This is a genomic window from Methanobrevibacter olleyae (assembly GCF_900114585.1).
GTDB classification, from domain to species: Archaea; Methanobacteriota; Methanobacteria; order Methanobacteriales; family Methanobacteriaceae; genus Methanobrevibacter; species Methanobrevibacter olleyae.
This window is the reverse complement of sequence record NZ_FOTL01000002.1, coordinates 42,487-62,312: the sequence shown is the minus strand read 5'-3', so window position 1 is coordinate 62,312 and position 19,826 is coordinate 42,487. Positions and strand designations below refer to the sequence as shown.

The window sequence follows — 19,826 nt, the reverse complement described above, 5'->3', positions numbered from 1 at the left end:
AAGTTTCACATTAATATTTTTTAATTAGATTGCATGTGAATTGGAAGAGGGTATGTGATTGGATCTATGAAAATGTGATATATTTTAATGGTTAATTAATTTAAAAAAAGTATACTTTTGGTGGTTATTTTTGGTGGTTAGTAATATAGATAAAATTAATATTAATTTAAAAATTAATACTAAAAACTATCTACTAAAAACTATCTAATAAGAACTATCTATTTAAGCTTTTCTTCCTACTACAGTTAATAATGCAACAACAATGATAAATCCTGCAATCATAACAAGGCTCATTGATGAAAGTCCACTTACAATATCTGCTATTAAATTCATGATTTTCCTCCTTATAATTATTTAATAAATAATAGTTTTAATTAATTATAGTTTATTTGATATACTATTTATAATTTATTTTTAATTTCTTATAATTTCATTTTATCAATTAAAGTGTTTTAATTATTAATTCTTATCTAGAACTTTATTAGCAATCCTATCAGTAACTAAAATCACTCCAGATACTAAAATTATTAAAATCCAATCGATTAGGCCAATTGAACAGGTCTTAAATATTATTTGTAAGAATGGTACATATATAACAAGAACTTGCAATATAAATGATCCAATAAGTGACAAGCCTAGCATAGTATTTCTAACTTTAGAGCTGGACTTATAATTCAATGCATTAAATAGCTGATATAATACAAATACTGTAAATGCAATGGTAACCGCCTTAGTTTTTACATTTGCCCCACCATTCATCAATTCATAATAGAACAATCCTAAAGTTCCTATAGTCATAACAATTCCTGAGATTGCTATTTTAAGCATAGTTTTTTTGTCAATTAACTCTCCTCTTTCAGGAGGTCTTTTCATTATATCCTCTTCAGGCCCTTCTAATCCTAATGATTGTGCTGGAGGGCCATCCATTATGATATTAATCCATAAAAGTTGAATTGGTGTAAATGGAGTTGGTATTGCTAATAAAGATCCAATGGTGATAGTTAGTATTGCTCCAATATTTGTGGATAATTGAAACTTAAGGAATCTTTTGATATTGTCAAAAATTGTTCTACCTTCCTTTATTGAAGAGACTATTGTAGCAAAGTTATCATCTTGAATAATCATATCTGCAGACTCTTTAGTTACATCAGTTCCACTACCCATAGCTACTCCAATAGATGCTTTTTTAAGTGCCGGTGCATCATTTACACCATCACCAGTCATTGAAACTATTTCGTCTTGCTTTTGCAATACTTCAATGATCCTTCTTTTTTGTTCTGGGTAAACCCTTGCATATACTTTGATGTCTTTAGCAATTTTATCATACTCTTCATCACTTAAATTCTCTAATTCCTCTCCAGTTAACACTTGCTTTTCATTAGAATCATCATAGCTTTTTGAATTTTTTGATTTATGGCTTTCATGAACTAATCCTATTTCTCTTGCTATTGCAGTTGCAGTGTCTTTATGATCTCCAGTAATCATCACTACATGGATTCCTGCTTTTTGACAATCTGCTACTGCCTTTATAGCTTCTTCTCTTGGAGGGTCCATTATGCCGATAAGACCTGTGAAAATCAAATCACTTTCAAAAGATTCTCCATGGTCTTTCTTTTCACTATGAGGCTCATGTTTTTCGTAAGCCTGCTTATTTTCAAATAGCTTCTCATCATGGTCTAATGTTTTTTCAAATTTTTGAGTGTCTGTTTTTCTTTTTTCATCGTTGTCTAATATTTTTTCAAATTTTTGAGAGTCTATTTTTCTATAGGCAAGACCGATTACTCTTAAAGATGAATTGGTCATTTCACCAATTTTTGAGATAATACTATCCTTAGTTTCATCATCAATAATTTTTATATTTCCATCAATATCTATCTGTTTAGATAGGTCTAGAATTAATTCAGGTGCACCTTTAGTTAATACATAGTAATTTTTATCATTGGATGTAGATTCATCAGTATTATTTTCAGCATTTTCACTATAAACCATAGTCATTCTTTTTCTATTGCTATCTAAAGGTATTTCATATTCTTTTAGAAGGTTTCTATTTTTACTAAGTTCTTCAAAATCATTTTCACAAGCAAAGTTGTATAGGGCTAAATCTGTAGGGTTTCCTATCAATTCATCATCTTCATACCTTACAGCATTACATAGTCCAGAGATCAATAGAGATTTTTCCTTATTTGTCAGATGGTCTTCTCTAACAGTCATTTTATTTTCAGTTAAAGTACCTGTCTTATCTGTACAAATGTAAGTACATGATCCTAATGTCTCTACAGAAGATAATCTTTTAACAATTGCATTAGACTTTACCATTTTTTGCATTCCTAATGCTAAAGTTAATGTTAGCACTGCTGGAAGCCCTTCAGGAATTGCTGCAACGGCAAGGGAAACTGCAGTCATAAAACTTTCAAGAATATCTACATTTTGGAAAAGGTCAATAAAGAAGACAAAAATACAAATGATTATTGAAAGGATTCCAATTGTTTTACCAAGCCTTTCTACCTTAATTGTTAATGGTGTTTTTTCTTCATCTTCCTGAATCATTTTAGCGATTTTACCTATGGTTGTATTCATGCCAGTAGCTATTACTACACCTATTCCCTTTCCTAATATGATATTTGAATTCATAGAAAGGATTTTACTTTGAAGATTTTCCTCTTTAGAATATTTAGTAATATTTTTGATTTTATTTAAAAAGTCTTCAATATTACTATAATCGGTATCTTTTTTAACTAAGTTTGATTCTCCTGTTAGGGAGGATTCATCTACATATAAATCGTAGGACTCGATTAAAATTAAATCAGCAGGGACTTTATCCCCTTCTTCAAGGATTACAATATCTCCAATTGTAAGTTTTTCTCCAGGAATTCGGCTGATGTTTCCATCTCTTTTTACATGGGCAACTGTACTTACCAAACTTTTAAGTTTAGCCATAGCATTTTCAGCACGGTATTCCTGGAAAAATCCGATTATTGAGTTAATTATAACAACTACAACAATAACGAATGCATCAAGCTGATTTCCAATAATGTAACTTGCTATAGCTGCAATTATAAGCATAAATATTAAAACATCTAAAAATTGAGATAAAAATAATTTTAAAGGACCATCTTTATTCTGTTCTTTAAGTTTGTTAAGACCATACTTTTCTAACCGACTATATGCTTCAGCACTACTTAGCCCTTCTTTTTGAGTGGAGTACTGTTTTAATATTTCTTCTATCAATATAATCCCCAAGTTCCTGATTTGTTAAAAATAGTTTTTATGATGAATAAATCATCTGACATTATTTTAGAATTTCTATAATCCTTATATTGTATTTATATATAATGTATTGTAGCTGTAAATCTATATTTAATTTATTTTATTTAAATATTTTATTTTTCATAAATATAGAATGAATCACTTTTATAGTTTTTTAATTTTATTTTTCATAAATATAGAATGAAGCACGATTATAATTTTTTAACTGCATTTTATGAGTTTTAATATTTAAATCTTCATTAAATAATGGCTTTATGATTAATGTTGCATTAATTTTGTCTCTTATTTTCATTATTGCCTCTTGTAATTCTGCAGGAGGTCTAATTGAAAATATGATATCTGCATTTTTATAGATATTCATGTTTGGGTTGAAGACATCATCCTTAGTAATGTTTTCATTATCTGGGTCAATATCCGTCATAATTAAATCAATATTATCATTTTTACTTAAATTTTTAGATATTGTTTGAAATTTTCCAACTCCAATTTCAACTATTTTAGTTTTTTTACCTGTCTTTTGACTATTTTTAATAGCTAATTTAAGTATATACTCCTCTAAATCATTCCACATTTTTATTCCTTTTTTATTTTTTTATAAATTTATATTTATTTTTTATAATTTAATATTTTCTTTATTTAATATTTTATTAAACCTAAGCAAATTTTTTTTATTTATTAGAAATCTTTTTAATTGAGTAAATTATATAATATTAATAGTAAATTTCTAATTATTAAATTAACTTTATTAAAAATATAACAATTAATTTAAATTAAAATTGATTTTTTAAATGATTTTAGTTATTTAAATTATTTCAAGGTTTTTATATGTTTATTCGTGAGTTTACTCCATCTGATTTGGAGAGAGTTTATCAAATTGAAGTGGAATCTTTTTCTAATCCTTATGAAGTAGCTATTCTTCAGCAATTGTTTGAAATTGGTGCAGGTTTTCTTGTAGCAGTTGAAAATGGTGAAGTTGTAGCTTATATTATATTTTGGGTAAAAGAAGAAGGTTTAGGTCATATAATTGCTCTTGCAGTTGATAAAAAGTTTCGTGGTCAGCATATAGCTACTCGTTTACTTATGATGGCTATGAATATATTTAAAACTTGTGATATTCATAGAATCACTTTAGAAGTAAAATCACACAATGATGTTGCAGTTTCTTTTTATCAAAAATTTGGCTTTACAATTGATAGAAAAGTTCCTAGATATTATGAAGATGGATCAGATGCCTATGTTATGTTTTTTAACACAGATAAAATTCATAATTAATTAAAAAGCAATATTAAAATTTAAAATACCAATATATAATTTAAAGAGCAATATTAAAATTTAAAAAGCAATATAAAATTTAATAATGATCCCTATAGAATCTAGCAATAATTCCATATTCAACCATTCTCTTTAGTTAAATCCAATTTATATGTGATGTTGTTTTCTTTTTTTAATTCAATTAACTTCTTATTAACTTTAATAAACTCTTTTTCAACTTCTAATAAAGAAGTGACCAATCCTTCTTTATAATCATTAACTTTTTTAGTATCTAATAAGAACTTTAGCTGAGTGTGGGGTTTAGAGTTGATTATTTTAGAGATTTCTTTTTCTTCTAATTCAATGTTGATTTCTATCTTATCTCTCAATTCTTCAAACTCTTCTAAGGTTTTTGGAATTTTATCAATTTTATGCATGTTTATTAAATTTCGTGTAGATTCTAACTCTACTAAATCTCTATCTTCATAGGCCTCTTTAGAATTATAAAATAAGTTTTCTTCAAAGCTTGTTGGCTTAAGTAATAAATCAGGATGTATTTTTCTTATACAATCTTTATAACAGGTATTTAATTCTTTAAAATCCTGGTTTTTGTTTAGGCTATTTTTATGTTTTTCAATAAGTATATTTACTTTTGCAGTTTCAGTTTCTAATTCTAAATCTTCCTCTTTAAACTCATTTGCAATATGGTTTTCAATTTCAACCATATTAATTTTTGGCCTGTTGATTTTAGTTTTATTTATTTTAATCTGATTTTCTTCCAAATCACCAATGTCTTTATTAAACTGATTGGTTGATTGTTTATTAATCATTTTTTTAATTAATTCAATTGTTCTTTTTGTTTTTTTAATTTTAATTTTATAATCTTTTATTTTATATTTATAAACTCCAAATTTTAGAGAATAATCTGTTTCGATTTCTTTACAAGTAAAATTAATTAAATGGTCTTCTTCAAAGATTTTACTAACTAAAATCTCTTTTAAATAACTTATCTCTTCTTTTAAGCTATTTATCTCTTCTTGATTCTTATCCGTATCTTTCTCATTGATATTTTGAGTTTCTGTCATTTTTAAACTCCCAATTATTAATCTAGAGTATTTTAAAAGATATCTATTTTTAGTTTTTATTTTTCCTTTTATTTCTCTTAATATTTCTTTCTGATTATGATTTATCTGTGTTCTCTTGTTTATTTGATATTATTGGCTTTTTAGATGAATGATTCTAGTCTGAATAATATTTTGAATCTAAATTCTTATGAAATCTTCTTGAACTTCTATTTTGCACAGCAGTTTCTCTAGCTCTTTCTAGGTTTCTTCTAGGCTTGTATCTTCTATTTTTTCTCCTTTTTCTTCTTTTTAATCTAGCTCTAATAATTAGTGCTATTGCAATAATTACAATGAATATTATTACGATAGGCAATATTTCAAATAAGAAATTGCTGTAATATTTATGGAATTCAAATTTTGATGGGAAATCCATGTTACTTGCACTTGTGTGGTTTTCACTAAGCAAGGCAAAATTATAGACTAAATCATAGTATCCTATAGTTGCACCTTCGTAATTAATGGAATCCGGTGCCTTGCCATTTTTATTCATATAGTCTACTACTTCATCTGCCATATTAGAATAATCGTTAAAGGAATATTCTCCCTTTGTAAATCTGGAATATTTTTCAGGGTTATCTGGAGCTTCAAATGATTGTGGAACTTCTAAGCTGTAACCTACTAAATATGATGAACTCATGTATAATAACTGTTGGGTTGTATAAGAGCCATATGATTCTTTCATGTCTTTTCCATATTCATCAACTATCTTTTTAGAATCTTCAGCTAAATACTTTGGATTTAATTGATGATAAACTATTAAGCCACTATCCAATTGTTTGTTTTCATTAGTTTTTGTGTAGATTTGCTTTATGATTTCATCTGCAATATATTCATTCACATTATCGCTATCGTAAGCTAGCCTTCCGTTATACAAGTCATTTGGATATTTTTCCCTTGGCTGAACTAGAGTTATTCCAGCATCACTTAGGAACTTTCCAGGACTTTTTACAGATGCAAATCTATAGTCTGACCAGTCATCATCGTAAGACCTTCTTAAAAAGTTCAAGCTATTTAAATCAAGAGAACCTGCATTTACATAAATGATTTTCTTAGTAACCTTTGTGGAATAACCTGCAAGATCAACTAGATTTCCTGCACAGGCAGATGCAATTGTCACTGCCACATCACAGTCTGCTCTCATTACTCGTGTCCCTTCTCCAGGATTAGAAGCAGAATCATCAACTATTACAGAGACATCTCCGTTTGTTTTTGATTCTATCTTATCTTTGATGGCATCTAATCTGGCAAAATCAGTATCATGTCCTGTAAGATGGTCTGATGTTAAGAATACAGTAGTTGCATCCACACTTTCAGCAAATATTGGACATAATATGATTAATGACAAAAGCAATATTGAAATAATCTTTTTCATACTTTAATCTCTTATTGGAAATTTTAAAAAATTACTAAGGTCTTTTTATTTTTAAATCATTAGGTTTCTTTAATGGATTTAATGAATATTCAGATTTCTTTATAGAACCTTATAAAATGTTTTAATGTATTCAGATTTCTTTTATAGAATCTTTAATGTTTTAATGTATTTAGATTTCTTTTATAGGGTATTTTAAATGTTTTGGTATTAGATTTCTTCATCTTCTTTATCAAGAACCCATTTAATGGTATCTAAACGAATGTCATTTGTCCAAATCATAGCATGGATTTGGTTTTTTAATTCATCATTAGCCTTTGCAGATGCCTCTTCATATTTTTCAGTTAATTCTTCTGCTCTTTGCTCAAACTTTTCAAGTAAGTCCTCCACCTGTTTTTCAGAGCTAACTAAAGTGCTTGTTAACATAATTGATTGTAGTTCAGAACCTGCAAGAATTACTTTAAGTTCATTACTAAGGCTTTCTTCTTCAGCTTTTAATCCTGCAATTTTATCATTTAATGATTCAATTTTTTCTCCAATTTCCTCTTTTGTTTTCATTTTATAATCTCCAAACTAGTTATTTTTCCATGTCCCAGTTTATTGGCTTTTTCTTTCGTCTTCCCCATTTAGTGAACTTATACATTCCAGTATTTCTTTTAGTCATGCCCTCTCTTAAATCAATTCTTTCATCAGGTAAGTCTTTAGGGTCAATTTCCTTTTTTTCAGTTAAGTTAGCACCACATTGACTACAAAACTTAGCATTGATATCTAATAGTTTTGCCCCACATTTTGGACAAAATTGGTTCATAATTTCACCTTCAATTTATTGTTTTTTTAATTTAATCAAATCTATAATCAGCTTAAATTAGCTTTAAGATTAATAATTAATTATACATATTTAAATTATATTTTAATTATTTTTATAGCTATCTATATTTGATTAGTTTAAGTTCATTAGTTATTATTTTTATAGCTATCTATATTTGATTAGTTTAAGTTCATTAGTTATTATTTTTTATAGCTATCTATATTTGATTAGTTTAAGTTCATTAGTTATTATTTTTATAGGTATCTGTACTTGATTAGTTTAAGGTAATGTTTTAATATTTTTTTATAAGAACAATTATTTATAAAAAGATTTATAAATTTTTAATTGATAATAAGATATAATTATTTTCAAACTAAGGGTGATAAAATGGATGATGAGATTATTGATGTTGAGGACTATGAAGTAAAAGATAAACAGATTGTAAAAGATTCTAATGAAGAGACCTATCAAAGAGAAGATTATCAAAATGAGCCTAGATTTTATAAATCCTTTGCATTGGATAATACTGCTTTATTGATTATCATGATGGTTATTGTTTTATTGATAGCTATTTTTATAATGACTTTTGACTAATTTAATAATTGCTAAAATTCTTATTGATTAGAATGTTTAATTTACCTAATTTGATTCTTGAAAGATTTTCATTTGAAAGAAGTAATGAAAATTTCAGAGTGAAGAATTTAATAATTTTAATTATAGCATTGTTGCTTTACTTATTGAATAATAATTTATTACATTCTCTTAATTGGTTTTTTACATTTTACTTTAATGATCTTTTAGCTATCATTGTATTGTTAAGCTTTCTAAATGTTGTTTATCCCTTTAAATTAACAAATCTTTGGATTATAATTATTGTTACAATCTTAGCATCATTTGTATGGGAGTATGTGGCATTATTTATTAAATCAGGATCTATCTTTGATTATATGGATATTATTAGCTATTTCGCATCTATGGCTATTTACCTTGCTTTATTATATTTCATTGAAGGAAAGATTAACACTTCATTCTGATTTTCTATCTAATTTAGTATGTGATATTATGGATAAAACTAATTCAAATTACTCATCTGAATACCTTCTTAATTTTTCTTTTTCAAAAAAGAGATTAAGTTCAAAAGTGGATGCTAAAATATTAACTAATTCCTATGATTCTAAGAATATTAATTCTTCTGATTCTAGAAGTATTGGTTTCTCTGATTCTAAGAATATTAATTCTTCTGATTCTAGAAGTATTGGTTCCTCTGATTCTAAAAATTCTATGAGTTCTAATGTGATATCTGAGACATCCTTAGAAGAGGATTGTATTTTACTAAAAAAGAAATCTTTACTTAAACGTAAATCTATGGGTTCTTTGAAGATATTTTATTCTGAAATAATTGATTTAAAACTTAAAAAGTCTGATTTATCCACTTTGTATTCATCAATTGAAATTATTTTTTCTAAAAATGGATATTCTAAACATTTAATTTCTTTAACTAGCTCTGATAGCTTTGCAGTAAGATGGTTTTATGATGGTTTAGTTCTTAAGCACTCTCTTTCAAAATCAAATTCAAATCTTAAAACTTTCAAATCTAATGAACAAGATTATATTAAAGAAAATAAAGAAGCTGGTGAAGATAAAAAGAATTCAAATAGATTATCTAAAGATAGCATCTTAGATGACTTTATGAATCAAATGAATACTAAAGTTTCACAAAAGAGAGAGAAAGAGATTTCTAAACAAATGAAATTTGATAGATGTTCTAGTGGAGAATATTAATTTATAAAAATAGGATTAATTTTAAAAAATAAGGAAAAAAGATAAGGGTTTGTATCTTATCTTTTTTTTATTTAATTTTTATTGTGTTTTTTATTTTTGCTTTACCGTATTGTGTGTAAATCCTGTGTTTGCCTTTTCTTAGGTATTTGATTTTTAGTGTTGCAATTCCGTTTTTATTGGTTTTGATTTTATATTTTTTTCCATCAAATCTAAATATTATTCTCTTTTTAGCTCGTGGTTCTCCTTTAGTGTTTATCAGCTTAACATAGAATTTGATTCTCTTTCCTTTTTTCATTACAATAGTTTTAACAGTTAAAACAGGTTTAACAGTGATTTTATTCTTTTTGATAAATTTACCGTATTTTGTTGTTATTGTATACTTTTTGGCTCTTGGCTTTAGTCTTATTTTTAAGCTTGCATAACCATTCTTGTCTGTTTTTATGTTGTATGTTTTTCCAGCTATTGTGAATTTAACTGTTTTTCCAGCACCAACATGCTTACCATATACATTTATTATTTGCACTTTAAATCTTCCACCAAAATAGATCTTACGGTTTTTATTCTTTGTTATAGGTGAATCTAAAATTCTTAAAGTACTTACAATATTATCTGGACCATACTCACTATTACCATTAAAACTAGCAACAATATTGTATTTTCCAGCTTTCTGTTTAATGGTTAGTGTTGCATATCCTCTTATATCTGTTTTTATAGTGTATTTTGCACTTCCAATAATTATTTGGACATTTTGATTTATTAAAGGGTTTCCTTTATAATCTGTTAGCTTTAAAGTGTATTTAGTACCATCATTATAAAACATAGAAACATTACCAGCACTTAAGTAAGAATCACCAGTTATAATTATATAATTAGTAAACTTGCTACCATCTTTATCCAATCTCATTTCAATATTGTGTTTTTCGTTGTCTAAATCATAAAAAGTAACATAACCATCATTTATAAAACCATAATGACTTGGCTTACCCTTTTCCTGATATTCAACCCCATAAGTACTATTATTGTAGTAGATTAGATTATTAACTTTGACCACTGCTGTATTTTTAGGGCGATAAATGCTAAAAGAAGAATAATATACATTAGTAGTATTTGTATTCAAATAAATAGCATTACCATACTGATTAACAGTGTTATTAACAAAAGAACAATCACTTAAAACACCATAATCACCCCACCAATCAACAGCACCACCATAATTGTTAGCATGGTTATTAACAAAAGAACAATCACTTAAAACACCATTATCACCACTCCAATCAACAGCACCACCATCATTGTTAGCATGGTTATTAACAAAAGAACAAGCACTTAAAACACCATTAACACCACTCCAATAAACAGCACCACCATAATAATCATTAGCATGGTTATTAACAAAAGAACAAGCACTTAACTTACCATTAGCACCATACCAATAAACAGCACCACCATCATACTTTGCATGGTTATTGGCAAAAGAACAAGCACTTAAATTACCATTATCACCATACCAATAAACAGCACCACCATAATAATCATTAGCATGGTTATTAACAAAAGAACAATCCTTTAAATTACCATTAGCACCATACCAATAAACAGCACCACCATCATACTTTGCATGGTTATTGACAAAAGAACAGTTGATTATATTACCATTAGTTCCTTTCCAATAGATAGCACCACCATAATCATCATGAGTGTTATTGGCGTTTATGAATTTTATATTTTTTAATGTGACATAATTGCCAGTTATATTGAGTATTCTTGTTGATAATTTTCCATCAATAACATGGTTTTTACCATCAATAGTTATGGGTTTAGTAATAACTATCTCTGAATCACCAGCAGAATAAACATAATCTTTATCTAGAGTTAATATGTTATTCACACCTGTATTGTCGATTAATTCTTGTAAATCTTTGAATGATGATCCTGTACCTTTTAAGTTATCCTCATTCATTATAAGATTGACTTCATCTTCTTTACCAGACTCTGAAGCTACTGCACTATCATCACCGGTTCCAAGATTGATCTTTTCCTCTGCTGTTTCTGCATCTATGGTTTCTATGTTTTCATTTAAACCTATTTCAGGGCTTGTATTCTCTTGTGCTGAGACAGCCGAAATAGATAAAAAAATTAAAAATAAAAACACTATAACAATTTTATTCAAATCATTAATCATTTTTATTTACCTCCAATTATTTTTTATTATTTTATTTAAATAAATGAAATTAAAAAGATAAATATGTACAAGTAATTAATAATAATTCTATACATCCATCTATAAATAATTAACGACACCGAATATAAAAAAATTTATATGACTAAAATTAAACTAATATCTATATAATGCTATTATTATAGCTGGATTGATGTTACAATTATTATTTTATCAAAAACTTTTTTTATCTTAATCCCTTTTATTTAGGATATTTGCTAAAAATGCAATATCTTTTCTTTTTATGAAAAACTTTTTTTCTAACCCTAGTTTAAGTCTTTGAAATATCCATATGGGATTTTGTTGGAAATCCCTATTTTTCTATTGTTATATTAATAATCTAATATCATAATTTATATTATATTGTCAAATCCACTTTCTATTTTTATTAAATCATTCCACTATTGCCAAATTATGCTTTAATAAATTATCATCTTAATAGATAACTTAAAATATTTTGTTTAATAGATATCATATCATAATGTACTATTTATATTGATGTTTTATAAATTTTGGATTGATTTTGTTATGTGATGATGGTTTATTTAGTTAAGGTTTGATTTTAAATATTCTTAATTAAAAGCTGATTTATAGAATAATTTAAATTAAATAAATTACATAAATAATTAAGGTAAATTAATTTATCATTTGTATATTGATCTGTTATTATTTTGATATTAAATACAATGAATTATATTTGGGTGAAAATATGGGAAATGAAGCAAAATTAGCTTTAGAAGATGGAACTATTTTAAAAGGTGAAGCCTTTGGTTATGAAACTGTAACTGTAGGTGAACTTGCTTTTTCAACTGGTATGTCTGGCTATACCGAGGCACTAACTGACCCTTCTTTTAAAGGACAAATATTGATGTCCACTTATCCTTTAGAAGGCAACTATGGTGTTAGTGAAGATTGGTATCAATCTGATAAAGTGCAAGTTGAAGGTTTTGTAGTAAGGGAAGCTTGTAAAAAATTATCTAACTTCGGTGCTAAAAAGACTTTGGATGAGTTTTTAAGAGAATTTAAAGTGCCTGGAATTGAAGATATTGATACAAGGGATTTAACCTTAAAGATTCGTGAAAAAGGCTCTTTAAAAGCAGCATTAGCTACTGAAGAAATAGATGATGATGAACTTGTAGCTCGTGCTCGCCAGCATAAAAGTATCGTTGATCTGGATCTAGTTCCTTTAGTATCTACTTCTGAAATTAAAACTTATGGGGATTTTGATAAAACAGTAGCTATTATTGATTGTGGTGTTAAAAGGAATATCATTAATTGTTTCTTAGAAAATGGTGTTGGTGTTGCTTTATTCCCTTATGATGCTGATTATAAGACTATTTTGGATTATGGTGTAAATGGTCTCATGGTATCTAGTGGCCCTGGAAACCCTGAAAGGCTTACAAGCACAATCGGTAATGTGGAAAAATTGATCAATAAGTTCCCTGTATTCGGTATTTGCATGGGCCAACATCTAATTGCAAAAACATTTGGAGCAAGCACTTATAAAATGAAATTTGGTCACAGAGGAGCAAATCAACCAGTAAAAGATTTACAATCTGGAAAAGTGTTTATTACTTCACAAAATCATGGATTCTGTATTGATCCTGATTCTTTAAAAGGCAGTGACTTAGAATTAACTCAAATCAACTTAAATGATGGTACTCCAGAAGGATTTTCACATAAAGAATTGCCATTAAGAACTATTCAATACCATCCAGAATCTGGTCCTGGCCCAAATGATACAAAGGTATTATTTGAAGACTTTAGCAAAATGATTAAGGAGTACTAAGCTTTGAATTTCATTGTATTTAATTGATTATTAAAAACAAAATTATTATTAAAATCATTAAGAATTTATTAGTTAAAATTATTAAAAATTTATTATTATAAAATTATTAAGAATTTATTATTTAAATTATTATAAAATTATTACTTTAATGTGTATTTAAGAGAGGATAATATGCCTGTTGATGAGGATATTAATAAAGTGCTTATAATTGGTTCTGGACCTATTCAAATTGGTCAAGCAGCTGAGTTTGATTACTCTGGTTCTCAAGCTTGCAAATCCCTTAGAGAAGAAGGGATTGAAACGGTTCTTGTTAACAGTAATCCTGCTACTATTCAAACTGACATGGATATGGCAGATACTGTTTATACTGAACCACTAACTCCAGAGCTTGTAGCTCAAATTATTGAAAAAGAGAAAATCGATGCTATTTTACCTACTATGGGTGGACAAACTGGCTTAAACATTGCAACTGAACTTGGGAAATTGGGGCTTTTAGAAGGGATAAAAGTTATTGGTTCTGATGTCCAGACTATTGCTGATGTAGAGGACAGAGATTTATTTGCTAATTTTATGGATAGGTTAGATGAACCTATTCCTAAATGTAATGCTGTAGAGTCTGTTGATGGGGCTTTAGAAGCTGTAGAAGAAATAGGCTATCCGGTTATTGTACGTCCGGCATTTACTTTAGGTGGAACTGGCGGTGGAATAGCGCATAATAAGGAAGAACTTATTGAGGTTACTACCCATGGCCTTGATATGAGTTATATTAACCAAGTACTAATCGATGAATCTGTTCTTGGCTGGAAAGAAATTGAATTTGAAGTGATGAGGGATAAAAACGACACCTGTATCATTGTATGTAATATGGAAAATGTAGATCCGATGGGTATACATACAGGTGACAGTATTGTAGTAGCTCCTATTCAAAACTTAAATGATGAAGTATGCCAAAGACTGAGGGATGCTTCTATTAAGATTATTAGAAACTTAGGAATCAATGGTGGATGCAATATTCAATTTGCATTAAATCCTGAAACTAATGAATATAAGATCATTGAGGTTAACCCTCGTGTAAGTAGAAGCAGTGCACTTGCATCTAAGGCAACTGGCTATCCAATTGCAAAAATCTCTTCTAAAGTAGCTCTTGGCTTAAGCTTAGATGAAATTAGAAATGACATTACTAAAGAAACTCCTGCTTCCTTTGAACCCTCTATTGACTATATCGTTGTAAAAATCCCAAGATGGCCATTTGACAAATTTAAGGGCATTGATAGAAAAATCGGAGTTCAAATGAAAGCAACTGGGGAGGTAATGGCTATTGGTAGAACCTATGAAGAAGCTATTCAAAAGGCTATCCGTTCTTTGGATATTGGTTTAGATGGATTTGAATATCTTGAATACACTGAAGACAATTTGGCAAATCCTACTGATGAAAGATTATTCCATATGTATTCTGCTATTAAAGATGGAAGAACTGTAGAGGAACTTGCAGAACTATCTAAAATGGATGAATTCTTCTTATACAAAATTGAGAATATTGTTAAATTTGAAGAAAGGGTCAGCAAAGAAGCACTTGAAGATGAAAAATTTTTACTTAAAGCTAAAAAATTAGGGTTCTCTAACTTTAGTTTAGCTAAACTAGCAGGTATTGAAGAAGAAGATGTTAAAGCACTTCTTCTTAAATTTGATATTAAACCATCTTATAAAATGGTAGATACTTGTGCAGCTGAATTTGAAGCTAAAACCCCATATTATTACAGTAGTTATGACAGCGGTAATGAACTTATTAAAACTGACAATAAGAAAATCTTAATCATTGGTGCAGGTCCAATTAGAATCGGACAGGGTATTGAGTTTGATTACTGTTGTGTACATTCCTCTCTTGCATTAAAAGACCAAGGAATTGAAACCATTCTTGTAAATAACAATCCTGAAACTGTAAGTACTGACTATGATATTTCAGATGAGCTGTTCTTTGAGCCATTAACCTTTGAAGACATTATGGGAATAATTGAACAGGTAGAACCAGATGGGGTCATTGTTCAATTTGGTGGTCAAACTTCAATTAACTTATCTGTTCCTCTTGCAAAGGCAGGGGTTAAAATCTTAGGTACTCCATATGAAAGTATTGATAGGGTGGAAGACAGGGAAAGGTTCACTGAAGTATTAAATGATCTGCATATTCACCAAGCACCTTATGGTTTAGCTAATTCATTTGATGAAGCAAGAGAAGCAGCAGAGAGAATTGGATTTCCGGTTCTTGTTCGTCCATCCTATGTAATTGGCGGAAGAGCAATGGAAATTGTTTATGGCTTAGATGAACTTGAAGAGTATATGAAAGAGGCAGTAAAAGTTTCACCAGAACACCCTATTCTTGTAGATAAATTCTTGGAAGATGCTGTTGAACTTGATGTGGATTTATTATGTGATGGTGAAGATGTATTCATTGCAGGTATTATGGAACATATTGAAGAAGCAGGTGTTCACTCTGGGGACTCTGCATGTGTAATACCTCCTCAGACCATTCCGGAACATTTACTTGAAGTAATTAGGGAGAATACTAGAAAACTAGCCTTAGAATTAGATGTAATTGGATTGATGAATATTCAATATGCTGTTAAATTAGATGAAGAAAGAGTGTACATTATTGAAGCTAACCCAAGAGCAAGTAGAACTGTTCCATTTGTAAGTAAGGCTATTGGTGTTCCCCTTGCAAAAGTTGCTACCTCATTAATGATGGGTGCAAAACTTAAGGACTTTAATTTAGCTAAAGAGATTAAGATTAACCATGTGGCAGTTAAGGAGTCTGTTTTCCCATTCTTAAAGCTAACTGAATCTGACAGTATATTAGGTCCTGAAATGAAATCCACTGGTGAAAGCATTGGTGTAGATGAAAATTTTGGACTTGCTTTCTATAAATCACAGCTTTCTGCTGGTATGGATTTACCTAAAGAGGGAAATCTATTTATTAGTGTAAGGGAACAAGATAAAAAGAAAATCCAACCTATTGCTGAGAAAGCCAGTAGCTTAGGATTTAATATAATTGCTACAAGAGGTACCGCTGATTCTGTATTTAATGTTCCAATTACAAGAATTAAAAAAGTATCTCAAGGACATCCAAATATTAAGGAGGCTATTTTAAATGGGGAAATTGATATGATTATTAATACTCCTCATGGTGAACAGGCTTCTAAAGATGGCTATACTATTAGACGTTTAGCTGTTGAACTTGGAATTCCTTATGTAACTACTTTAGCTGGTGCAAGAGCAGCTTTAAATGCAATTGCAGCTGTTAAAGAAAATGATTTAAAAGTTAAATCTTTAAATGAACATATTAGTTCTTTATGGTAAAAGATAGTTCTTTATTATTAGTATAGATTAGTTCTTTATTGGTAAAGCTAGTTCTTTATTATTAGTATAGATTAGTTCTTTATTGGTAAAGCTAGTTCTTTATTATTAGTATAGATTAGTTCTTTATTATTAGTAAAGATCACTTCTTTATTATTTATTTTTTAAATTTATTTGCTAATCATTCTTATTTAAAATAATTATGTTGGTGTTATGATGCCTTTTAAAATTGATAGTGCGATAGTGAAATTAGATTCTGAATCTGGAAAATACGATTTAGTTGATCCAGAAGGAAAATTTAATAAAAATGATGCTTTAATGGTAGTTGAAAGTGATGATTTTATTACTATGCAATTAGTAATTAATGCAATTATTAGAAACGATTTTAAAGCTTGGAAAGAAGTTAAATGGGAAGATAATGATAGTCTCAAAGCTATTCTTGTTAAATTAGGATACAGCAGAGATGAAATCGTTGAAATGTTAAAGGAATTTTAATTTTTTATTTTTTTATTTAACTTATTTTATTTTTTATTATACTATTTTTAAGTTTTTTATTATACTGTTTTTAGGTTTTTTATTATACTATTTTTAGGTTTTTTATTATACTGTTTTTAGGTTTTTTATTATACTATTTTTAGGTTTTTTATTATACTATTTTTGAAAAAGAATTTTTTTTCATTGATGTTAAATTTTTAAAATAATTATTGGTGTTTAATTTTTTAAACAAGCGATGGGAATTATTTTAACGCCATCTTCTCTTGTATAAGCTTTTTCGCCACCAGTAATAACTGCTAAGAATTCAGGATTATTGATTTTTGTATTTCCTTTTTTTCTTTCTTTTTTAATTAATTCATTTACATCAATTAGATGTTTTGCACCTTCATCAATGTTTTTAGCACCTAGTTTAAATTCAATTAAGGCATATCTACCATCATCTAAAATTAAAACACAGTCAACTTCCAATTTATCATTTTTTCTAAAGTAATGAATTTTCCCACCATAGGCACTAGTATATATCTTCAAATCTCTAATACACAAAGTTTCAAAAATAAATCCAAGTGTTTTTATTTCAGTTAATAATTTTTGAGGTGTTAAGTTTAGTGCAGATATTGCAATTGATGGATCTATAAATTCTTTTTTTGTTGTAGATCTCATAGTTTTTGCAGAACGTATATTTGGTGACCAAGCTTGAACATTTTCAATGACATATATTCTTTTTAATGCATCGACATATGAATAAAAGGTACCTCTGCTAATATCACCAAATTGTTCACTTATATCTGCCATAAGAGTTGTATCTTTTGCTTCAGTGGAGATATTTCTAGCATAAGATTTAAGTAAATGCCTTACTTTCTCAGGATCTCTTTTTACTCCATCTACTTTAGATACATCACTTTCACAGATACTATCAACATACATTTTTGGAATTAATAATTGATCTTCTTTACTTTTAAGGCTTAAGCTTTCAGGCCATCCTCCTCTACAGATGGCAAATAATAAATCATCAAAATTTAAGTTTGATTTGATACCATTTATGTCTTTATTTGGATTATCAAATAATTCCATAATTGATATTTTTCCATTAGAGTCCCCACTTTCGTATAAGCTCATTGGGTACATTTTCATTCTATGAATTCTGCCGGTACCGCTATGGATTATTTCAGATTCATCAACACTTGTTGAACCAGTTAAAAGGTATAATCCTTTTTCTTTTAATGAGTCAACACTATTTCTCACTCCATCCCATAATATTGGAGCGATTTGCCATTCATCAATCAATCTTGGTTTTTCTCCATTTAATAGCTCTGAAGGTTTTATATCTGCAAGCATTAAGTATTCTTCTCTTTTATCTATATCATCTAATTTTAATACACTTTTAGCATGCTGTTCTGCAGTAGTTGTTTTTCCACACCATTTCGGTCCAACGATAAGTATTGCACCTACAACTTTGAGGTATCTTTGTATTTCTTTGTCTATAATACGATGTATATACACTTCTCCCATTTTAATCACATTAATATTATTGTACTATTTTTAAGTTTTTTGTTATACTATTATTTAATTTATTATTATACTATTTTAAACTTTTTTATTATACTATTTTTAGGTTTTTTGTTATACTATTATTTAATTTATTATTATACTATTTTAAACTTTTTTATTATACTATTTTTAGGTTTTTTATTATACTATTTTTAGGTTTTTTATTATACTATTTTGATAAGGGTAAAATGAGGATATAGAGTATCTCAGATTAAAGGTCATTTTCTTTTTAATAGATTTCAAAGGATTGTAAAAATAGCTAATAGTTTAAAAGAGATAAAAATAGTTAATATTTTAAAAAAGATAAAAATAGCTAATGGCTTTAAAAAGATAAAAATGGAAATGGATTAAAAAAAGAGAAAATAAGAAGATTTATAATTCATCTAAATCTTCTTTGGATAAGATGTTTGCACCGGCATCTTTCAATGCTTTAAGGCCGCCTTCACAGTCTTCGATTTTAACGACAACAATGGCTTCATCAGTTTTAGAGCTAACGAATGCATAAAGGTATTCAACATTTATGCTTTCTTCTTCAAGTATTTCAAGCATTGTGTTAAGGCCATTAGGTTCGTCTTTTATCCCTACAACAATTACATCAGTTTCTTTAACTGTGAATTTTTCTTTCTTTAATGCCGCTGTTGCTTTTTCATTATCAGAAACAATCAATCTTAAGATTCCATATTTGGAACTGTCTGCAATTGAAAGAGCTCTAATGTTTACTTCAGCTTGTGATACTGCATTAACAGCATTTTTCAATCTTCCTTCTTTGTTTTCAATAAATACAGAAAGTTGCTTTACATTCATTTTATCACTTTCATTATAATTAT

Annotated in this window: 16 protein-coding genes; 7 read left to right on the top strand and 9 right to left on the bottom strand. The window is 28.1% G+C overall.

Features of this window, described 5'->3' with window-relative positions; all coding sequences use genetic code 11:
* Positions 1–459 precede the first annotated feature (459 nt).
* Both BM020_RS00925 and BM020_RS00920 read right to left on the bottom strand, forming a co-directional pair.
* Positions 460–3,228, bottom strand: coding sequence for a cation-translocating P-type ATPase (locus tag BM020_RS00925; protein ID WP_327037137.1), 2,769 nt, complete (start codon positions 3,226–3,228; stop codon positions 460–462).
* 199 nt (positions 3,229–3,427) lie between these two features.
* Positions 3,428–3,838, bottom strand: coding sequence for a UPF0146 family protein (locus tag BM020_RS00920; protein WP_074797926.1), 411 nt, complete (start codon positions 3,836–3,838; stop codon positions 3,428–3,430).
* Between the two features lie 254 nt (positions 3,839–4,092).
* Between BM020_RS00920 and rimI the strand changes: the two genes are divergently transcribed.
* A complete protein-coding gene (gene rimI, locus BM020_RS00915; RefSeq protein ID WP_067147383.1) occupies positions 4,093–4,539 on the top strand; it encodes a ribosomal protein S18-alanine N-acetyltransferase in 447 nt (148 codons plus the stop codon).
* A 119-nt stretch (positions 4,540–4,658) separates the two neighbouring features.
* On the opposite strand, the gene BM020_RS00910 is transcribed toward rimI, so the two are convergent.
* The 4 genes from BM020_RS00910 to BM020_RS00895 form a co-directional block, all read right to left on the bottom strand.
* Positions 4,659–5,603, bottom strand: a complete 945-nt coding sequence (locus BM020_RS00910) for a hypothetical protein (RefSeq protein ID WP_074797922.1) — start codon at positions 5,601–5,603, stop codon at positions 4,659–4,661.
* Between the two features lie 154 nt (positions 5,604–5,757).
* Positions 5,758–7,014 carry a hypothetical protein gene (locus BM020_RS00905; protein ID WP_067147378.1) on the bottom strand — a complete coding sequence of 419 codons (1,257 nt, stop codon included), beginning with the start codon at positions 7,012–7,014 and terminating at the stop codon, positions 5,758–5,760.
* A 207-nt stretch (positions 7,015–7,221) separates the two neighbouring features.
* Entirely contained in the window at positions 7,222–7,569 is a 348-nt protein-coding gene (locus BM020_RS00900) for a hypothetical protein (protein WP_067147375.1), read from the bottom strand.
* A gap of 19 nt (positions 7,570–7,588) precedes the next feature.
* The gene (locus tag BM020_RS00895; protein ID WP_067147372.1) at positions 7,589–7,819 is read right to left on the bottom strand and encodes a zinc ribbon domain-containing protein; all 231 of its coding nucleotides are present in this window, start codon (positions 7,817–7,819) and stop codon (positions 7,589–7,591) included.
* Positions 7,820–8,206: 387 nt separating this feature from the next.
* On the opposite strand from BM020_RS00895, the gene BM020_RS00890 reads away from it, so the two are divergent.
* Genes BM020_RS00890 through BM020_RS00880 form a run of 3 tightly spaced genes read left to right on the top strand, consistent with a single transcriptional unit; the run spans position 8,207 to position 9,601 of the window.
* On the top strand, positions 8,207–8,413 hold the full coding sequence (locus tag BM020_RS00890; RefSeq protein WP_067147369.1) for a hypothetical protein: 207 nt from the start codon (positions 8,207–8,209) through the stop codon (positions 8,411–8,413).
* Between the two features lie 32 nt (positions 8,414–8,445).
* Positions 8,446–8,853 carry a hypothetical protein gene (locus BM020_RS00885; protein WP_067147368.1) on the top strand — a complete coding sequence of 136 codons (408 nt, stop codon included), beginning with the start codon at positions 8,446–8,448 and terminating at the stop codon, positions 8,851–8,853.
* A gap of 28 nt (positions 8,854–8,881) precedes the next feature.
* Complete coding sequence (locus BM020_RS00880) at positions 8,882–9,601, top strand: hypothetical protein (protein WP_067147367.1); 720 nt, start codon at positions 8,882–8,884, stop codon at positions 9,599–9,601.
* A 67-nt stretch (positions 9,602–9,668) separates the two neighbouring features.
* Here the strand turns inward: BM020_RS00880 and BM020_RS00875 are convergent, their stop codons facing one another.
* Complete coding sequence (locus BM020_RS00875; RefSeq protein WP_074797917.1) at positions 9,669–11,783, bottom strand: hypothetical protein; 2,115 nt, start codon at positions 11,781–11,783, stop codon at positions 9,669–9,671.
* A 745-nt stretch (positions 11,784–12,528) separates the two neighbouring features.
* Between BM020_RS00875 and carA the strand changes: the two genes are divergently transcribed.
* The 3 genes from carA (at position 12,529) to BM020_RS00860 (ending at position 17,451) form a co-directional block, all read left to right on the top strand.
* Positions 12,529–13,608 (top strand): glutamine-hydrolyzing carbamoyl-phosphate synthase small subunit, encoded by a 1,080-nt coding sequence (carA, locus tag BM020_RS00870; RefSeq protein ID WP_067147363.1) that lies wholly within the window; start codon positions 12,529–12,531, stop codon positions 13,606–13,608.
* 171 nt (positions 13,609–13,779) lie between these two features.
* Complete coding sequence (carB, locus tag BM020_RS00865; RefSeq protein WP_074797912.1) at positions 13,780–16,959, top strand: carbamoyl-phosphate synthase large subunit; 3,180 nt, start codon at positions 13,780–13,782, stop codon at positions 16,957–16,959.
* Positions 16,960–17,172: 213 nt separating this feature from the next.
* Complete coding sequence (locus BM020_RS00860; protein ID WP_067147357.1) at positions 17,173–17,451, top strand: hypothetical protein; 279 nt, start codon at positions 17,173–17,175, stop codon at positions 17,449–17,451.
* A gap of 216 nt (positions 17,452–17,667) precedes the next feature.
* Here the strand turns inward: BM020_RS00860 and BM020_RS00855 are convergent, their stop codons facing one another.
* Positions 17,668–18,960 carry an ATP-binding protein gene (locus BM020_RS00855; RefSeq protein ID WP_067147355.1) on the bottom strand — a complete coding sequence of 431 codons (1,293 nt, stop codon included), beginning with the start codon at positions 18,958–18,960 and terminating at the stop codon, positions 17,668–17,670.
* Positions 18,961–19,371: 411 nt separating this feature from the next.
* Positions 19,372–19,803, bottom strand: coding sequence for an acetolactate synthase (locus tag BM020_RS00850; RefSeq protein ID WP_067147353.1), 432 nt, complete (start codon positions 19,801–19,803; stop codon positions 19,372–19,374).
* Between the last annotated feature and the right edge of the window lie 23 nt (positions 19,804–19,826).

Excerpts from the sequence above, each read along its gene's own strand:
- BM020_RS00920 (WP_074797926.1), bottom strand. The coding sequence starts at position 3,838 with ATGTGGAATGATTTAGAGGAGTATATACTTAAATTAGCTATTAAAAAT.
- rimI (WP_067147383.1), top strand. The coding sequence starts at position 4,093 with ATGTTTATTCGTGAGTTTACTCCATCTGATTTGGAGAGAGTTTATCAA.
- BM020_RS00910 (WP_074797922.1), bottom strand. The coding sequence starts at position 5,603 with ATGACAGAAACTCAAAATATCAATGAGAAAGATACGGATAAGAATCAA.
- BM020_RS00905 (WP_067147378.1), bottom strand. The coding sequence starts at position 7,014 with ATGAAAAAGATTATTTCAATATTGCTTTTGTCATTAATCATATTATGT.
- BM020_RS00900 (WP_067147375.1), bottom strand. The coding sequence starts at position 7,569 with ATGAAAACAAAAGAGGAAATTGGAGAAAAAATTGAATCATTAAATGAT.
- BM020_RS00895 (WP_067147372.1), bottom strand. The coding sequence starts at position 7,819 with ATGAACCAATTTTGTCCAAAATGTGGGGCAAAACTATTAGATATCAAT.
- BM020_RS00890 (WP_067147369.1), top strand. The coding sequence starts at position 8,207 with ATGGATGATGAGATTATTGATGTTGAGGACTATGAAGTAAAAGATAAA.
- BM020_RS00885 (WP_067147368.1), top strand. The coding sequence starts at position 8,446 with ATGTTTAATTTACCTAATTTGATTCTTGAAAGATTTTCATTTGAAAGA.
- BM020_RS00880 (WP_067147367.1), top strand. The coding sequence starts at position 8,882 with ATGGATAAAACTAATTCAAATTACTCATCTGAATACCTTCTTAATTTT.
- BM020_RS00875 (WP_074797917.1), bottom strand. The coding sequence starts at position 11,783 with ATGATTAATGATTTGAATAAAATTGTTATAGTGTTTTTATTTTTAATT.
- carA (WP_067147363.1), top strand. The coding sequence starts at position 12,529 with ATGGGAAATGAAGCAAAATTAGCTTTAGAAGATGGAACTATTTTAAAA.
- carB (WP_074797912.1), top strand. The coding sequence starts at position 13,780 with ATGCCTGTTGATGAGGATATTAATAAAGTGCTTATAATTGGTTCTGGA.
- BM020_RS00860 (WP_067147357.1), top strand. The coding sequence starts at position 17,173 with ATGCCTTTTAAAATTGATAGTGCGATAGTGAAATTAGATTCTGAATCT.
- BM020_RS00855 (WP_067147355.1), bottom strand. The coding sequence starts at position 18,960 with ATGGGAGAAGTGTATATACATCGTATTATAGACAAAGAAATACAAAGA.
- BM020_RS00850 (WP_067147353.1), bottom strand. The coding sequence starts at position 19,803 with ATGAATGTAAAGCAACTTTCTGTATTTATTGAAAACAAAGAAGGAAGA.